At 65.7% G+C, this 15,721-nt stretch carries 11 protein-coding genes; 3 read left to right on the plus strand and 8 right to left on the minus strand.

Features of this window, described 5'->3' with window-relative positions; all coding sequences use genetic code 11:
• Positions 1 to 4 precede the first annotated feature (4 nt).
• Positions 5 to 2,788, plus strand: coding sequence for a malto-oligosyltrehalose synthase (treY, locus tag FBZ93_RS34095; RefSeq protein WP_146991806.1), 2,784 nt, complete (start codon positions 5 to 7; stop codon positions 2,786 to 2,788).
• Between the two features lie 9 nt (positions 2,789 to 2,797).
• On the opposite strand, the gene FBZ93_RS34100 is transcribed toward treY, so the two are convergent.
• Positions 2,798 to 3,106: a polyhydroxyalkanoic acid system family protein gene (locus FBZ93_RS34100; RefSeq protein ID WP_146991807.1), complete on the minus strand. Its 309-nt coding sequence runs from the start codon at positions 3,104 to 3,106 to the stop codon at positions 2,798 to 2,800.
• Between the two features lie 165 nt (positions 3,107 to 3,271).
• On the opposite strand from FBZ93_RS34100, the gene FBZ93_RS34105 reads away from it, so the two are divergent.
• Entirely contained in the window at positions 3,272 to 3,436 is a 165-nt protein-coding gene (locus tag FBZ93_RS34105) for a DUF3309 family protein (RefSeq protein ID WP_074125080.1), read from the plus strand.
• 152 nt (positions 3,437 to 3,588) lie between these two features.
• Here the strand turns inward: FBZ93_RS34105 and ligD are convergent, their stop codons facing one another.
• Complete coding sequence (ligD, locus tag FBZ93_RS34110) at positions 3,589 to 6,234, minus strand: DNA ligase D (protein ID WP_146991808.1); 2,646 nt, start codon at positions 6,232 to 6,234, stop codon at positions 3,589 to 3,591.
• Positions 6,235 to 6,340: 106 nt separating this feature from the next.
• On the opposite strand from ligD, the gene FBZ93_RS34115 reads away from it, so the two are divergent.
• Positions 6,341 to 7,228, plus strand: coding sequence for a Ku protein (locus tag FBZ93_RS34115; protein ID WP_146991809.1), 888 nt, complete (start codon positions 6,341 to 6,343; stop codon positions 7,226 to 7,228).
• A 108-nt stretch (positions 7,229 to 7,336) separates the two neighbouring features.
• On the opposite strand, the gene FBZ93_RS34120 is transcribed toward FBZ93_RS34115, so the two are convergent.
• The 6 genes from FBZ93_RS34120 to kdpA all read right to left on the minus strand — a co-directional run bounded on the left by FBZ93_RS34120 (position 7,337) and on the right by kdpA (position 15,628).
• On the minus strand, positions 7,337 to 7,576 hold the full coding sequence (locus tag FBZ93_RS34120) for a DUF6496 domain-containing protein (RefSeq protein WP_146991810.1): 240 nt from the start codon (positions 7,574 to 7,576) through the stop codon (positions 7,337 to 7,339).
• A 54-nt stretch (positions 7,577 to 7,630) separates the two neighbouring features.
• The gene (locus tag FBZ93_RS34125; RefSeq protein ID WP_146991811.1) at positions 7,631 to 8,320 is read right to left on the minus strand and encodes a response regulator; all 690 of its coding nucleotides are present in this window, start codon (positions 8,318 to 8,320) and stop codon (positions 7,631 to 7,633) included.
• Positions 8,317 to 11,028, minus strand: coding sequence for a sensor histidine kinase (locus FBZ93_RS34130; RefSeq protein ID WP_146991812.1), 2,712 nt, complete (start codon positions 11,026 to 11,028; stop codon positions 8,317 to 8,319). Before FBZ93_RS34130 ends, FBZ93_RS34125 begins: the two co-directional genes overlap by 4 nt.
• Before the next feature lie 39 nt (positions 11,029 to 11,067).
• On the minus strand, positions 11,068 to 11,673 hold the full coding sequence (locus FBZ93_RS34135; protein ID WP_146991813.1) for a K(+)-transporting ATPase subunit C: 606 nt from the start codon (positions 11,671 to 11,673) through the stop codon (positions 11,068 to 11,070).
• 115 nt (positions 11,674 to 11,788) lie between these two features.
• A complete protein-coding gene (gene kdpB, locus FBZ93_RS34140; RefSeq protein ID WP_146991814.1) occupies positions 11,789 to 13,900 on the minus strand; it encodes a potassium-transporting ATPase subunit KdpB in 2,112 nt (703 codons plus the stop codon).
• A 24-nt stretch (positions 13,901 to 13,924) separates the two neighbouring features.
• Entirely contained in the window at positions 13,925 to 15,628 is a 1,704-nt protein-coding gene (kdpA, locus tag FBZ93_RS34145; protein ID WP_146991815.1) for a potassium-transporting ATPase subunit KdpA, read from the minus strand.
• Positions 15,629 to 15,721: the final 93 nt, after the last annotated feature.

A 15,721-nucleotide genomic window follows, 5' to 3' on the forward strand; every position in this document is an offset into this window, starting at 1 on the left:
CACAATGCCTCCGGCGATCCCGATCGCGACCTACCGACTGCAACTCACTGCCGATTTCGACTTCGATGCCGCCGCCAGTGTGGCGCCGTATCTGAAGGCGCTCGGCATCAGCCATATCTACGCCTCGCCCTTCATGAAGGCGCGCAAGGGCTCGACCCACGGCTATGACGTGGTCGACCACACCAGGTTCAATCCGGAGCTCGGCGGCGAGGCAGGCTTTGCGCGGTTCAGCGACGCACTGAAGCGCAACGACCTCGGCCTGATCCTGGATTTCGTGCCGAACCATGTCGGCGTGCACTTCGCCGACAATCCGTGGTGGCTCGACGTGCTGGAATGGGGACCGGCGTCGCCGCATGCGGTCTCCTTCGACATCGACTGGGACCAGCTGCCCTATCGCGCGCGCGGCGGCGTGCTGCTGCCGATCCTCGGCTCGTCCTATGGCCAGGCGCTGGAGCGCGGCGAGATCGAGTTGCGCTTCGACGCGAACGAAGGCAGCTTCTCCGCCTGGTATTTCGAGCACCGCCTGCCGATCGCGCCGGAGCGCTATGGCGAGGTGCTGCGGACAATCGTCCGCGAGGCCGGCGCGGAAGAGAGTGCAGCCGGGCGCGCTCTGCTCGAGCTCGCCGCCAGGTATCGCGGGCTGCGTCACCCGAACCGCAAGGAAGCGCCGGCCCTGAAGGCCGCGATCAAGGCGATCGAGGGCAGTGCCGAGACCATCGCGCGCGGGCTCGATGCCTATCGTGCCGGCGAGGATCGCCCCGCCCAGACATTGGCGCTGCATCATCTCCTGGAACGCCAGCACTACAAGCTCGGCCACTGGCGGCTCGCCTCCAGCGACATCAACTATCGGCGCTTCTTCGACGTCAACACGCTGGCCGGCCTCAGGGTCGAGGACGCCTCAACCTTCGAGGCGAGCCACAGCCTCGTCAAGCGGCTGGTTGCGGAAGACCGGCTGCAGGGCTTGCGGCTCGATCATATCGACGGCCTGCGCGATCCCGCCCAGTATTTCCAGCGGCTGCGCCGCCTGATCCGCTCGGTGCAGGGCACCAAGGCCAGGCCGTTCTACATGGTGATCGAGAAGATCCTCGGCGAGGACGAGAGACTGACGAAATTTGCCGGCGTGCACGGCACCACCGGCTATGAATGGATGAACACGATCAGCCAGGTGCTGGTCGATGGCAGCGGCCTTGATCCGCTGAGCGAGATCTGGCGCCAGATCAGCAACCAGTCGCCGAACCTGACGCCGGTGCTGCGCGCGGCCAAGCGCCGCGTGCTGGAGACGTTGCTGACCAGCGAATTCACCGTGCTGGCGCGGCTCGTCGCGCGCATCGCCAGCGGGCACTATTCGAGCCGCGACTTCTCCGCCGACAGCCTGCGGCAGGCGCTCGAGCTCTACGTGCTGCACTTCCCGGTCTATCGCACCTACCTCACCGGCTCGGGACCAGCCGCGCATGACCGTGCGCTGATCAGCGAGACCATCGAGCGGGCCCGCGCCGACTGGTTCGCCGCCGACGAAGGCATTTTCGACTTCCTGCGCGATGCCCTGACCATGGACCTGTTGAAGCCCGGTCGGCCGCCGCACAGCGCGCCGCGGGTGCGGCGCTTCGCGCTGAAGGTGCAGCAATTCACCGGACCGATGATGGCGAAGTCGCTGGAGGACACCGCGTTCTACCGCTACCACCGCCTGCTCGCGCTCAACGAGGTCGGCGGCGATCCGGCGGCGAGCGCGATCGCGCCCGAGACCTTCCACGCCATCATGCAGGCTCGCATCCGCGAATGGCCGCACGGCATGACCTCGACCGCGACCCACGACACCAAGCGCGGCGAGGACGCCCGCGCGCGGATCATGGCGCTTGCGGAGATCCCCGGCGAATGGACCAGCGCGGTGGCGCGCTGGAAGGTGCTGAACGCGCCGCATCTTGTGCTGGATGGCGAGATGCGCGCACCGTCGGCGACGTTCGAATACATGCTCTATCAGGCCCTGATCGGCGCCTGGGACCCGGACGATCCATCGCTGCTCGCGCGCATCCAGGCCTATGCGCTGAAGGCGGCGCGCGAGGGCAAGCAGGAGACCAGCTGGCTCAATCCGCACGAGCCTTATGAAGCCGGCGTGAAGACCTTCGTCGACCGCATCCTCGATCGCAAGGCCTCGCCCGAATTCCTCGACGCGCTGGACACGCTGGCGCAGCGCACCGCGCTGATCGGCGCGCTGAACTCGCTCAGCCAGATCACGCTGAAGGCGACGATGCCCGGCGTGCCGGATTTCTACCAGGGCACCGAAAGCTGGGACCTTTCGCTCGTCGACCCCGACAATCGCCGTCCGGTCGACTTTGCCGAACGTGCGGAGCTGCTCGCCGCGCTGGAAGCGCCGGATTGGGACGCGCTGACGGAGAGCTGGCGCGATGGCCGCGTGAAATTCGCGTGGACGCGGCATCTGCTGCGATTGCGCAACGAGCTGCCCGAAGTCTTCACCAGCGGCGGCTACGAACCGCTCACCGTCGGCGGCCCGCATCGCGATCACGTCGCCGCCTTCGCAAGACGCGATGGCCGCGAAGCGGTCATCGTCGCGGTGGTGAAATCATTTGCGCCGTTCACGCAGGGCGGTCGCAGCTGGCCACGCGCGGAAGCCTTTGAAGGCGAGATCGACCTGACCGGATACGCGGTCTCGGGCGGCGACAGCAGCATTCAGCTCGCCACGCTGTTCGCCAAGCTGCCGGTCGCGGCGCTGAAGGCGAAGGCCGCGGCGGGAGCGAAGCAAGCCGCAAGGCGTGCGCGCCAGCACAGCTAGCGCCGCGCATCAGCGCTTGGTCAGCAGCAACTGCCCGCTCTTCTGAATGGCGGCCTGCGCGACCTCGGCGAAGCGTTGCAGCAGCCACGGCAACGTCACCTCCAGGCGCACCTGTTTATCCTCGACATCGACATGCCCGGCGGCGACCTGCCCCAGCGCGCGGACGCGAAAGCTCATGCGGTTGCCGTCCCAGCGCTCCTCCTCGACGCTCATGACCGGCACGTTCGCCGCGGCGCGCGACAGGCCGGTTTTCAGGCGGCGCATGGCCTCGTCGCGGCCGAGGCTGTGGGGAATCGAGACGATCAGCGGAGCCGACATCGCGGTGCACTCCTCCATGGATTCCGTTCATGTAATTCCGTTCCATCGCAAACGGAAGACCACACGGCTTTATCACGCCGCTCGACCCGGAACCTTCATAGTTGCGGGTTGTTTCCTCCCCCGAAGGGCAGAGACGACAAGCCCGCGGGGCTGAGGAGGATTGAGATGTCACTTGGAACGATCATTCTTATTATTCTGATCATCGCACTGCTTGGCGGCTTCAGCGGCATCGGCGGCGGACCGTTCTATGGCACCGGCTATTACGGCGGCGGCGGCCTTGGCCTCGTGATCGTGATCCTCCTGATCCTGCTGCTGCTCGGGCGGCTATAGCGCCGCGCGCGTGCCGCGGACTATCCGCATCGACACCTGTCATCACCCGCGAAAGCGGGTGATCCAGTATTCCAGAGGCGTTGGAGATTGAACCGAGGGGCCGCAGCGTATTGGATACCCCGCTTTCGCGGGGTATGACCAGGAGAAAGCGCTCATTGCGCCGCGAGCTTCTTCATCGCCGCCTTGATCGACGACGCCGCCTCCTCATAGCCGTCCCAGGCCTTGGTCTTCGCCAGCAGCGCCGGCACCGACCGCACCGTGTATTTCCTCGGATCGAGATCGCCGCGCACCTGGGTCCAGGTCAGCGGCATCGACACCGTGGCGCCCGGACGCGCCCGCGGCGACAGCACCGCGACCGCGGTCGAGAGCCGGTCGTTGCGCAGATAGTCGAGGAAGATCTTTCCGGTGCGCTTGGCCTTCGACATGTTGATCAGATAGCGCTCGGGGTCATCCTGCGCCATCCATTGGCAGATGCCTTGCGCGAACGCCTTGGCCTCCTTCCAGGTCACCTTGTCCTTCGCGCCTGACAGCAGCGGCGCCACGACGTGAAGACCCTTGCCGCCGGTGGTCTTGCAGAAGCTCTCGAGGCCGACCGCCGTGAGCCGCCGGCGCATGTCCTTGGCAGCGTCGATCACGTCGGAGAATGCGACGTCGGGTGCGGGATCGAGATCGAACACCAGCCGGCCCGGCGTGTCATAGGCATCGGGTGCGCAATTCCAGGGATGCAGCTCGAGGCCGCCGAGCTGCGCGACCGCAGCAAGCCCCTCGACCTGGTCGATCTGCAGATACGGCTTGCGGTCGCCGGACACCTTGGCGAGCTTCAGCAGCTTCGACGTGCCGGCCATCGCATGGCGCTGGAAGAAGGTCTCGCCCTTGATGCCGTCGGGCGCACGCACGATCGAGCACGGCCGGCCCTTGAGATAGCCGATCATCCATTCGCCGACCGCCTCGAAATAGTTGGCGAGATCGAGCTTGGTCACCGGCGCGCCGTCGCCGGCGTCGGGCCACAATGCCTTGTCCGGGTGTGAGATCGCGACACCCATCACCGCGCTGGACGCTTTCCCTTTCGCCATCGGCTTCACCAAATTGGTTACGACCGGCCGTTCGGCCTCGACCTCATGCGCCGGCTTGTCCCGGCGCAGGCCCTTGAACGCGGCCTGGCGGATATTGCCGGCGTCGGTCCAACCGGCGAACTCGATCTCGGCAACCAGCTCGGGCTTCAGCCAGTGCACGTCGCGGGTCTTCTTCGGCACGTCCTTGCCGCCGAACGGATTGGTGTCTGCCTCCGCCGCCTTCAGCGCCGGCATGATGCGGCGGACGGTGTCCTGGCCGAAGCCGGTGCCGACGATACCGACGAAGGCGAGATGATCGTCGCGATAGACACCGGCCATCAGCGAGCGGAATTTGCCGCTGGTGGTCTTCCAGCCGCCGATCACGACCTCCTGGCCGGCGCGGATTTTTGTTTTGGTCCAGTCGTCGGAGCGGCCGGAGCGATAGGCGCCGGCGAGCCGCTTGGAGACGATGCCTTCGAGGCCGAGCTTGCGCGCCGAATCCAGCACGGCATCGCCGCGCTCCTCGAAATGCTCGACATAGCGGACCAGGCGATTGCTGCCCTTGCGCGCCGCGAGCAGCGCGTTCAGCCGCGCCTTGCGCTCGGTGAGCGGCAGCTGGCGGAGATCCTCCTTCCCGGCAAACAGCAGGTCGAAGGCGAAGAAGATCAGCTGGTCCGTCTTGCCGTCGGACAACGCCGCCTGCAGCGTCGAAAAATGCGGCGTGCCGTTCTTGTCGAGCGCGACGATCTCGCCGTCGATCAGGGCATCCGGCAGCTTGCCGGCCTCCTTCACGATCGCGCCGAACTTGTCGGACCAGTCGAGCCCCTTGCGGGTCTTCAGCACAGCCTCGCCGTCCTCGATCCGCAGCTGCACGCGGTAGCCGTCGAACTTGATCTCGTGGCACCAGCCCGCAGCATTCGGCGGGCTCTCAACCGCGGCGCAGAGCTGCGGCGAGACGAAATCCGGCATCTCCGCGACCTGCTTCGGTTTCGCCTTCGGCGGCGCCTTCAACTTTGCCTTCAGTTTTTCTTTGGGCGCCGGCGCCTTGGTCTTCGCGCGCGCCTCCGCCGCCATGCCGTGATTGGACTGCCAGACCGCGTCCGCTTTGGCCTTGCCGCTCCCCTTCCCGCTCCCCTTGGCCAGCATGAACGGCTTCGGCGCCCGCCCCTTGCCGGCCGCGATCTGGTCCATCGAGCGGCCGGAGGCAACCGAACGGTCCTCGTCGAGGATCGCTTCGCCGTTACCGTCCACGGCATATTCGTCGCGGTGCTTGATCAAGAGCCAGTTTGTGCGCTTGCCGCCGAAGCGGTCGTTCTTCATCCGCACCAACACCCAGCTGCCATGCAGCTTGTCGCCGTGCAGCGTGAACTTCAGATCGCCCTTCTTGAAGCCGCGCTCGGGATCATCCGATTCCCAGGTGCCGCGATCCCACAGCTGCACGGTGCCGCCGCCATACTGGCCCTCCGGAATCGTGCCTTCGAAATCGCCATAGTCGAGCGGATGATCCTCGACCTCGACCGCCAGCCGCTTGTCATGCGGATCGAGCGACGGCCCGCGCGTCACCGCCCAGGACTTGAAGACACCGTCGAACTCAAGCCTGAAATCATAATGCAGCCGGGTCGCGTCATGCTTCTGGATCACGAAGCGCCGCTGCTTCGCTGGTGCGACCTTGACGTCGCCCGACGGCTCATCGGTTTTCTCGAAGTCGCGCTTTTTGCGATAGGTGGTGAGATTTCTCAGCGACACGTGCAGGCCTCGGCGCAAATCACGGCCGCCGCGAACGCGCGGCCGTCAGGAACCAAAACCTACGGTATCCGTTCAAGTTCCAAACTCAAGCTGTTTGGAGGCGACCATGGCCGCTCCCCGCGCCTACTGGAAAGGCACGCTCAAATTGTCGCTGGTATCGTGCCCGGTGGCGCTCTACCCGGCCTCCACCACGGTCGAGAAGACCCGCTTCCACATGATCAACCGGGAAACCGGCAACCGGCTGAGGCAGCAGATGGTCGATACCGAGACCGGCGATATCGTCGAGGGCGACCAGAAGGGCCGCGGCTACGAGGTGAGCAAGGGCAAATATGTCGAGATTGAAAAGGACGAGCTCGAGGCGGTCCAGATCGAGAGCAACCACACCATCGATATCGACAGCTTCGTGCCCGAGGGCGAGATCGACAAGCGCTATCTCGACCACCCCTATTACATCCGGCCCGACGGCAAGGCCGGCGTCGACGCATTCGCGGTGATCCGCGACGCCATGAAGGACCAGGACCGGGTCGCGCTGGCCCGGATCGTGCTGACCAATCGCGAGCACGTGATCGCGATCGAGCCGCTCGACAAGGGCATGCTAGGCACCACCCTGCGCTATCCCTACGAGGTGCGCGATGCCGACGATTATTTCGACGATATCAAGAGCCCGAAGGTGACGAAGGACATGATCGAGCTTGCGAGCCACATTCTCGACAGCAAGGCCGCGCATTTCGATCCGTCGAAATTCAAGGACGAATACGAGACCGCGCTGAAGGCGCTGGTCCGCCGCAAGGCCGCCGGCAAGCCGATCAAGGCGGCCGAGCGCGAGGAGAAGCCGAGCAATGTTGTGAGCCTGATGGACGCGCTGAAGCAGAGCTTGAAGAGCGGAAAGGGCGGCACAAGGCGCGCAGGCTCCATTGCGCGCCGGCCGACCTCGCCTCGTCGTACTGCCAAGAAGGCGCACCGGTCGAGCGCGCGGTCGCGGAAGGCGGGGTGACCCCTCTCCACGTCATTGCGAGCGAAGCGAAGCAATCCATCTCTCCGCGCGCTTGGAGAGATGGATTGCTTCGTCGCTTCGCTCCTCGCAATGACGGGGCGATAGATGTTACCGCTTCTTCGAGCTCTTCCGCTTCTTGGCCGTCTTCCTCTTCTTCGCTGTCTTCTTGGACGCCTTCTTCGGCACCTTGCGGCCCTTGGCGCGCGCCTCAGACAGCCCAATCGCGATCGCCTGCTTGCGGCTCTTCACCTTCTTCTTGGAGCGGCCGCTGCGCAGCGTCCCGGCCTTGCGCTTCTTCATCACACGCTCGACATCGCTTGATGCCTTCCGCGAGTATTTTCTTGCCATGGTTTCTCTCCCGGTAAGGGAGAACAAGCCTCGATCGGAGCGAAGGTTCCGAAGCTAATCCGCCGCGCGCAGCCGATAGCCGATGCCGGTCTCGGTCAACACGAATTGCGGGCGCTCGGGATCGGCCTCTATCTTCTGGCGGAGCTGGCGCACATAGACGCGCAGGTACTGCGCGTCGGTCAATTCGTCCCACAATTCCTTCAAGAGGAAGCGGTGGGTCAGCACCTTGCCGGCATGCTGCACCAGCACGCGCAGCAGGTCATATTCCTTCGGCGACAGCTTGATCTCCTTCTCGCCGACCTTGACGATCCGCCGCACCAGATCGACCGAGAGATCGCCGGAGCGGAACACCGGCCGTTCGCCCTGCACCTGCAGCTGGTGCCGCAGCGCCGCGCGCAGCCGCGCCAGCAATTCGTCCATGCCGAACGGCTTGGTCAGATAATCGTCGGCGCCGAGATCGAGCGCCTGCACCTTGCCGGCCTCGTCGCCGCGGCTCGACAGCACCACGATCGGAACGCTCTCGTTGCGGCCGCGGATCATCCGTAGCAGATCGTGGCCCTGGATATCGGGCAGTCCGAGATCGAGGATGATCAGCGCCGGCCCTTCGCCCAGCATCTCCAGCGCGATCTTGCCGTTTGATGCCTCGAGGATGTCGTAGCCCTGCGTGCTCAGCCCCATCCGCAAGAGCTTGCGGATCGGCGGCTCGTCGTCGATGACCAGGACCTTGATCGGCGTTGCGTTCATGCAGCAGTGTCCAGCGCGTTGGTGTCGGCCGGGATCGGCAGGCGGATGGTGATGACGGCGCCGCTGCGGTCGGAGCGGTTGGCCGCCGCGATGGTGCCGCGCATCGCCTCGACGAAACCGCGCGAGATCGCGAGCCCAAGGCCGGTGCCGGGGCGGACATGGTCGCCCTTCTCGGCGCGATAGAACTTGTCGAACACGCTTTCGAGCTCGGCGGCCGGGATGCCGTTGCCCTCGTCGAGGATCTGGAGCGCGATGGCGTCGCGGTCGCGCGCGCCGCGGATCGAGATCGTGGTGTCCGAGGGTGCGTATTTGGCGGCATTGTCGAGCAGGTTGAACAGTACCTGCTCGAACAGCACGGCGTCGAGCTCCAGCATCGGCAAATCGGCTGCGAGCTCGAGCGACACCCGGTGATGCACCAGGATCTTGGCGGCGCGGCGCAGCGCGCTGCCGACGATTTCGCCGACATCGTGCCGCGCCGTGTTGGGCACGATGGCGCCTGACTCCAGCTTGGTCATGTCGAGGAGATTAGCGATGAAGCGATTGAGCCGCTCTGACTCGTCGATCACGGTTGCGAGCAGATCGTGCTTCTGGGCGTCGCTGAGGTTCGCCCCGAGATCGCGCAGCGCCGAGGCCGAGCCGAGCACCGAGGCCAGCGGCGTCTTGAGGTCGTGCGAGATCGAGGTCAACAGCGCGCCGCGCAGCCGGTCGGACTCGACCGTGCGCTTGACCCGGTCCATGTCCTCGACCAGCAGCACGCGCTCGATCGCGAGCGCGCCCTGATCGACCAGCGCATCGAGCAGCCGGCGCTGGTCCGGCGTCAAGAGCGGCCCCGTGCGATCGTCGTCGATGCCGATCACCCCGATCGGGCCGCGGCCGGTGCGCATCGGCAAAAACAGCCGCTTTCCCCCCGGCAGCGTGTCGGAGCCGCGGCCGGCCGGGCGGTCATGACCCCAGGCCCAGTTGGCGGCGGCAAGATCGGCCTGATCGAGCTGGTCCTCCGGCGGATAGCCGCTCTTGACGGTGAGCATTCCGTCTTCCGGCAGCAGCAGCACCACGCGGACCTTGAGCATTAGCGCGATCTGGTAGGCGGTCGCCCACAGCACGTCGTCGAGCGTCGCGGTGCCAGCGAGCTTGCGGCTGAAGGCGTAGAGCGATTCGGTGGTGCGGACGCGGCCGATCGCGGTATCGGCCTGGGTGCGCACCCGCGCCGCGACGTTGGAGACCAACAGCGCAATCAGCATGAAGAAGAAGAACGCCGCGACATTGGTCGGGTCGGTGATCGTGAAGGTGTAGACCGGCGGCAGGAAGAAGAAATTGTAGCACAGCGAGGCGGCGACGCTGGCCAGCAGCGACGGCCACAGGCCGTAGCGCGCCGCCGCGCCGACCACCGCAGTGATGAAGACGAGGTCGACATTCTCGATGCCGAAGACCGGCTGGATCAGCTTGGCCGCGCCGAGCCCGATCGCCGTCAGCAGCAGCGCCATCAGATAGGGCCGCGGGTTGAACGGCTCCTGCCGCTGCGCGGTCTGCACCGCGGCCTTGCCGACCGGCAGCTCGTCGCCGGCGATCACGTTGACGCTGATATTGCCGGCGCGGCGCACCAGATCGTGCACCACAGAGCCGTGGGTCAGCTCGAACCAGCGCGAGCGCGTCGATTTGCCGATGATGATCTGGGTGACGTTGTTGGCCTGGGCGAAATTGATGACGTCGTCGGCGATGCGGCGGCCGACGCCGGGAAGCGTCAGCGCCTCACCGCCGAGCGATTCCGCTAGCCGCATGGTGTCGGCCAGCCGGTCGCGCTGTTCGTCGGTCAGTTGCAGGCTGCGCCGCGTCTCGATGCTGACCGCGGTCCATTGCGCGTGCAGCCGGTCGGCCAGGCGCTTGGTGTAGCGCACCAGGCCCGCGGCACGCGGGTCCTCACTGAGGCAGACCAGGATGCGCTCGCCGGCGGCCCAGGGGCCGGCGATCGCATTGGCCTGCATGTGGTTGAGCAGCTGCTCGTCGACCCGCTCGGCGGTGCGGCGCAGCGCCAGCTCGCGCAGCGCGGTGAGATTGCCGGGCGAGAAATAGTGCTCCAGCGCCCGCTCGGCCTGCTTGGGCACATAGACCTTGCCCTCCTTCAGCCGCTGGATCAGGTCGTCGGGGGTGAGGTCGATCAGCTCGATGGCATCGGCGCGATCGACCGCCGAGTCCGGCACGGTCTCGCGCACCCGCACATGGGTGATCTGCGCGACGACGTCGTTGAGGCTCTCGATGTGCTGGATGTTGATCGCGGTGTAGACGTCGATGCCGTGTGACAGCAGTTCCTCGACATCGAGATAGCGCTTGGGATGCCGGCTGCCCGGCGCGTTGGTATGGGCCAGCTCGTCGACCAGCGCGAGCTGGGGGCGCCGCGCGATCAGCGCGTCGAGGTCCATCTCCTCGAGCGTCTGGTCGCGATAGGCCAGCCGCTTCCGCGGTATCACCTCGAGACCCCTGAGCAGCGCCTCGGTCTCCACTCGCCCGTGGGTTTCGACGACGCCCACCACGACGTCGACGCCCGCCTTGAGGCGGGCGTGGGCGCTCGAGAGCATCTCGTAGGTCTTGCCGACGCCGGGGGCGGCGCCGATGAAGATCTTCAGCCGCCCCGAGCGATCGGTCTCCCGGCGCGCCGCCTCCAGCAGCGCATCCGGCGACGGTCGTTTATGGGGGTCGCGCTGATTGGCCATACCGCAATATAGTCATCCTGCGAGAGCGGGCCTACTCCCCTATTTCGCCTTGGCCGCGTCGAGCGCCAGGTTGAGCGCAAGAACGTTAACGCGGGGCTCGCCGATCACGCCGGCAAAGCGGCCCTGCGTATTCTGCGTCACCAGTTCGCGCACTGCATCCTCAGACATGCTGCGCGCCTTGGCGACCCGCGGCACCTGGAACAGCGCGGCGTCCGGCGAGATATTGGGATCGAGCCCGCTGGCCGACGTGGTGACGAGATCGATCGGCACGGAGGCGGTCGGGTTCTCCGCCTTCAGCTTCTCGACATCCTCCTTGACCCGGTCGCTTAGCGCCTTGCTGGTCGGGCCGAGGTTGGAGCCGCCGGAATTGGCCGCATTGTAGGGCGCCGGCACGGTCTTCGTGGAATCGTTCGGATCAGGTGCCACCGTCGCCGACGGCCGGCCGTGGAAATACTTCTCCTCCTTGAACTCCTGCCCGATCAGAGCGGAGCCGATCACCGTGCCGTTTCGCTCGATCAGACTGCCTTGCGCCTGCTTCGGAAAGACGACGCCGGCGATCGCCGTCATGGCGAGCGGATAGGCAAGGCCCGTGATCGCCGTCAGCAGGGCCAGCACCAGGATGGCGGGGCGGATTTCTCTCAACATGATGTGTCTCCTATGTCTCCTCGTCATTGCGAGCGAAGCGAAGCAATCCATGGCTCGGCACAACGGATGGATGGATTGCTTCGTCGCTTCGCTCCTCGCAATGACGGTTACGGGGTTACGCCAGGCCCAAAGCAGCGACGATGAGGTCGATCGCCTTGATGCCGATGAACGGAATGACGATGCCGCCTAAGCCGTAGATCATCAGGTTGCGGCTGAGCAGCGCGCCGGCACCGACCGCGCGATACTTGACGCCCTTCAGCGCCAAGGGGATCAGCGCAATGATGATCAGCGCGTTGAAGATGATCGCCGACAGGATCGCGCTCTGCGGGCTTGCGAGATGCATCACGTTCAACACCTGGAGCTGCGGATAGAACGCGAGGAACATCGCCGGGATGATCGCGAAATACTTGGCGACGTCGTTGGCGATCGAGAACGTGGTCAGCGCGCCGCGGGTCATCAACAGCTGCTTGCCGATCTCGACCACCTCGATCAGCTTGGTCGGGTTGGAGTCGAGGTCGACCATGTTGCCGGCTTCGCGGGCGGCCTGCGTGCCGGTGTTCATGGCGACACCGACATCGGCCTGCGCGAGCGCCGGCGCGTCATTGGTGCCGTCGCCGCACATCGCGACCAGCTTGCCCTTGGACTGCTCGTCGCGGATCAGCTTGAGCTTGTCCTCAGGGGTTGCCTGCGCCAGGAAGTCGTCGACGCCGGCCTCAGCCGCGATCGCGGCCGCGGTCATCGGATTGTCGCCGGTGATCATCACGGTGCGGATGCCCATGCGGCGCAGCTCCGCGAAACGCTCGCGGATGCCGCCCTTGACGATGTCCTTGAGGTGCACGACGCCGAGCAGCTTGCCGTCCTTGGCCACCGCGAGCGGCGTGCCGCCGGCCTTGGCGATCTCGTCGGCAATGGCCTGGATCTCGCGCGCCTCGGCGCTCATCGTCGCAGCGACCGCGCGGACGGTATTGCCGGAAGCAACCGCACGCGGCGCGCCGCCGTCGACATGGCTCAGGATGGCGTCCACCGCGCCCTTGCGGACAGACATTGCGCCGGCATCGATGCCGCTCATGCGGGTCTGCGCCGTGAACGGCACGAAGGTCGCGGCAAGCTCATGCATGTCGCGGCCGCGGATGCCGTACTTCTCCTTGGCGAGCACCACGATTGAGCGGCCTTCCGGCGTCTCGTCCGCGAGCGAAGCAAGCTGCGCCGCGTCGGCGAGGTCCTGCTCGGAGACGCCGCGGATCGGGCGGAACGCAGTCGCCTGGCGGTTGCCGAGCGTGATGGTGCCGGTCTTGTCCAGCAGCAGCGTATCGACGTCACCGGCGGCTTCCACCGCGCGGCCGGACATCGCCAGCACGTTGAAGCGCACCAGGCGGTCCATGCCGGCGATGCCGATCGCCGACAGCAGCGCGCCGATCGTGGTCGGGATCAGCGTGACGAACAGCGCCACCAGCACCACGACCGAGATCGAGCCGCCGGCATAGGCCGCGTAGCTGGGGATCGTCACGGTCGCGAACACGAAGATGATGGTGAGGCCGGCCAGCAGGATGTTGAGCGCGATCTCGTTCGGCGTCTTCTGCCGCTCGGCGCCCTCAACCAGCTTGATCATGCGGTCGATGAAGGTCGAGCCTTGGGCTGCGGTGATGCGGACGCGGATCCAGTCCGACAGCACCTGGGTGCCGCCGGTGACCGCCGAACGGTCGCCGCCGGATTCCCGGATCACAGGCGCGGACTCGCCTGTTATCGCGGCCTCATTGACCGAAGCGACGCCTTCGATCACCTCGCCGTCGGACGGGATGTTGTCCCCCGCCTCGACCAGCACGATGTCACCGACCTTCAGCGAGGTGCCGGGCACCATGCGATAGGTCCGGTCAGTGCCCGTGAGCAGCTTGGCCTGGCTCTCGGTACGGGTCTTCTTCAGCGACTCCGCCTGCGCCTTGCCGCGGCCTTCGGCCACAGCCTCGGCGAAGTTGGCGAACAGCACCGTGAACCAGAGCCAGAGAATGATCTGGAAGGTGAAGCCGAGGTTGGCGTTGCCGGTGACGAGGTCGCGCACGAAGATGACCGTGGTCAATGCTGCCACGACCTCGACCACGAACATCACCGGGTTCTTCGCCATCAACCGCGGATCGAGTTTGACGAACGCCGACTTGATCGCCGGCACCAGGATCTTCGGGTCGAGCATGGTCGACGCCGTCACCTGCTTCTGCAGTCTTGTGGTTTCCATGGATGTCACTCCGGACATATCAGATCAAAACAGGGTGTTGGCGTTCATGGCGAGGTGCTCGACAATCGGCCCGAGCGCCAGCGCCGGGAAGAAGGTCAGACCGCCGATGATCAGGATCACGCCGATGACGAGGCCGACGAACAGGCCGCCGGTGGTCGGGAAGGTGCCCGCCGAGGCCGGGATCGACTTCTTCTCGACCAGCGAACCTGCAATGGCCATCGCCGGCACGATCATGAAGAAGCGGCCGACGAACATCGCCGAGGCAAGCGTCAGATTATAGAACAGCGTGTTGCCGGTCAGGCCCGCGAAGGCCGAGCCGTTGTTGCCGGTCGCCGAGGTGAAGGCATAGAGCACCTCGGTGAAGCCGTGCGGGCCGGCATTGGCCATCGAGGCCACCGCCGACGGCAGCACCACGCCGACCGCGGTCCAGCCGAGATACATCAGCGGCAGCACCAGGATCGCGAGCATCGCCATCTTGACCTCGCGCGCCTCGATCTTCTTGCCGACATATTCCGGGGTGCGGCCGACCATCAGGCCGGCGACGAAGATCGCCAGCACGACGAACAGCAGCATGCCGTAGAAGCCCGCGCCGACGCCGCCGATGATGACTTCGCCGAGCTGCATGTTGATCAGCGGAATCATGCCGCCGAGCGCGGTGAAGCTGTCATGCATCGCATTGACCGCGCCGCAGGAGGCCGCGGTGGTGACGACGGCGAATAGCGAGGACGCGACGATACCGAAGCGGACCTCCTTGCCCTCCATGTTGCCGCCGGAAAGACCCTGCGCCTGCAATGCCGAGGTGCCGTTGGCTTCCGCCCAATAGGTGACGGCGACGCCGGCGACGAACAGGATGCCCATCACGGCGAAGATCGCCCAGCCCTGGCGCTCGTTGCCGACCATACGGCCGAACACGTTGGTCATCGCGGCACCGAGTGCGAAGATCGAGATCATCTGGATCAGGTTCGACAGCGCGGTCGGGTTCTCGAACGGATGCGCGGCGTTGGCGTTGAAGAAGCCGCCGCCATTGGTGCCGAGCATCTTGATCGCAACCTGCGAGGCCACCGGGCCTAGCGCAATGGTCTGCTTGCCGCCTTCCAGCGTGGTGGCATCGACATAGGCGCCGAGCGTCTGCGGAATGCCCTGCCAGACCAGGAACAGCGTGTAGACAATGCAGATCGGCAGCAGCACATAGAGCGTGCAGCGCGTCACGTCGACCCAAAAATTGCCGACCGTGCGCATCGACGAACGGGTGAAGCCGCGGATCAGCGCCATCGCCAGTGCGATGCCGGTCGCCGCCGACAGGAAATTCTGATGGGTGAGGCCCAGCATCTGGACCAGATAGGACAGCGTGCTCTCGCCGCCGTAGTTCTGCCAGTTGGTGTTGGTGATGAAGGAGATCGCGGTGTTGAACGAGAGATCCTCGGCAACCGCCGTCTGTCCGGCCGGGTTGAACGGCAGCACCGCCTGCAGCCGCATCAGGCCGTAGATCAGGGCGAAGCCGCCGACATGGAACAGCAGCATGGCGACCGTGTAGGTCAGCCAGTGCTGCTCGCGCCGCTCGTCGACGCCGCCGACCCAGTAGATGCCGCGCTCGAGGGGGCGCAGCACGGGGGAAAGGAAAGTGCGCTCGCCGTTGAAGACGCGGGTCATGTACCAGCCGAGCGGTTTGACCAGCGCGATCACGATCGCGCAAAACAGAAGTATTTGAATCCAGCCGATGACGGTCATCGCGTCAAACCTTTCGAATGGGAACGAAGCGCAGCAGCGACGCGAACATGCCGAGCAACAGCCCGGTCAGCACCGCGTCGGCCAACAGAATTG

The sequence above is a fragment of the Bradyrhizobium macuxiense genome (assembly GCF_007993935.1).
Lineage (GTDB): Bacteria > Pseudomonadota > Alphaproteobacteria > Rhizobiales > Xanthobacteraceae > Bradyrhizobium > Bradyrhizobium macuxiense_A.

What these genes read in the sequence shown, in the direction of transcription:
- treY (WP_146991806.1), top strand. Translation starts at nt 5, where the DNA reads ATGCCTCCGGCGATCCCGATCGCGACCTACCGACTGCAACTCACTGCC.
- FBZ93_RS34120 (WP_146991810.1), bottom strand. Translation starts at nt 7,576, where the DNA reads ATGGCAAGAAAATACTCGCGGAAGGCATCAAGCGATGTCGAGCGTGTG.
- FBZ93_RS34100 (WP_146991807.1), bottom strand. Translation starts at nt 3,106, where the DNA reads ATGTCGGCTCCGCTGATCGTCTCGATTCCCCACAGCCTCGGCCGCGAC.
- FBZ93_RS34130 (WP_146991812.1), bottom strand. Translation starts at nt 11,028, where the DNA reads ATGGCCAATCAGCGCGACCCCCATAAACGACCGTCGCCGGATGCGCTG.
- kdpB (WP_146991814.1), bottom strand. Translation starts at nt 13,900, where the DNA reads ATGGAAACCACAAGACTGCAGAAGCAGGTGACGGCGTCGACCATGCTC.
- FBZ93_RS34135 (WP_146991813.1), bottom strand. Translation starts at nt 11,673, where the DNA reads ATGTTGAGAGAAATCCGCCCCGCCATCCTGGTGCTGGCCCTGCTGACG.
- kdpA (WP_146991815.1), bottom strand. Translation starts at nt 15,628, where the DNA reads ATGACCGTCATCGGCTGGATTCAAATACTTCTGTTTTGCGCGATCGTG.
- FBZ93_RS34115 (WP_146991809.1), top strand. Translation starts at nt 6,341, where the DNA reads ATGGCCGCTCCCCGCGCCTACTGGAAAGGCACGCTCAAATTGTCGCTG.
- FBZ93_RS34105 (WP_074125080.1), top strand. Translation starts at nt 3,272, where the DNA reads ATGTCACTTGGAACGATCATTCTTATTATTCTGATCATCGCACTGCTT.
- FBZ93_RS34125 (WP_146991811.1), bottom strand. Translation starts at nt 8,320, where the DNA reads ATGAACGCAACGCCGATCAAGGTCCTGGTCATCGACGACGAGCCGCCG.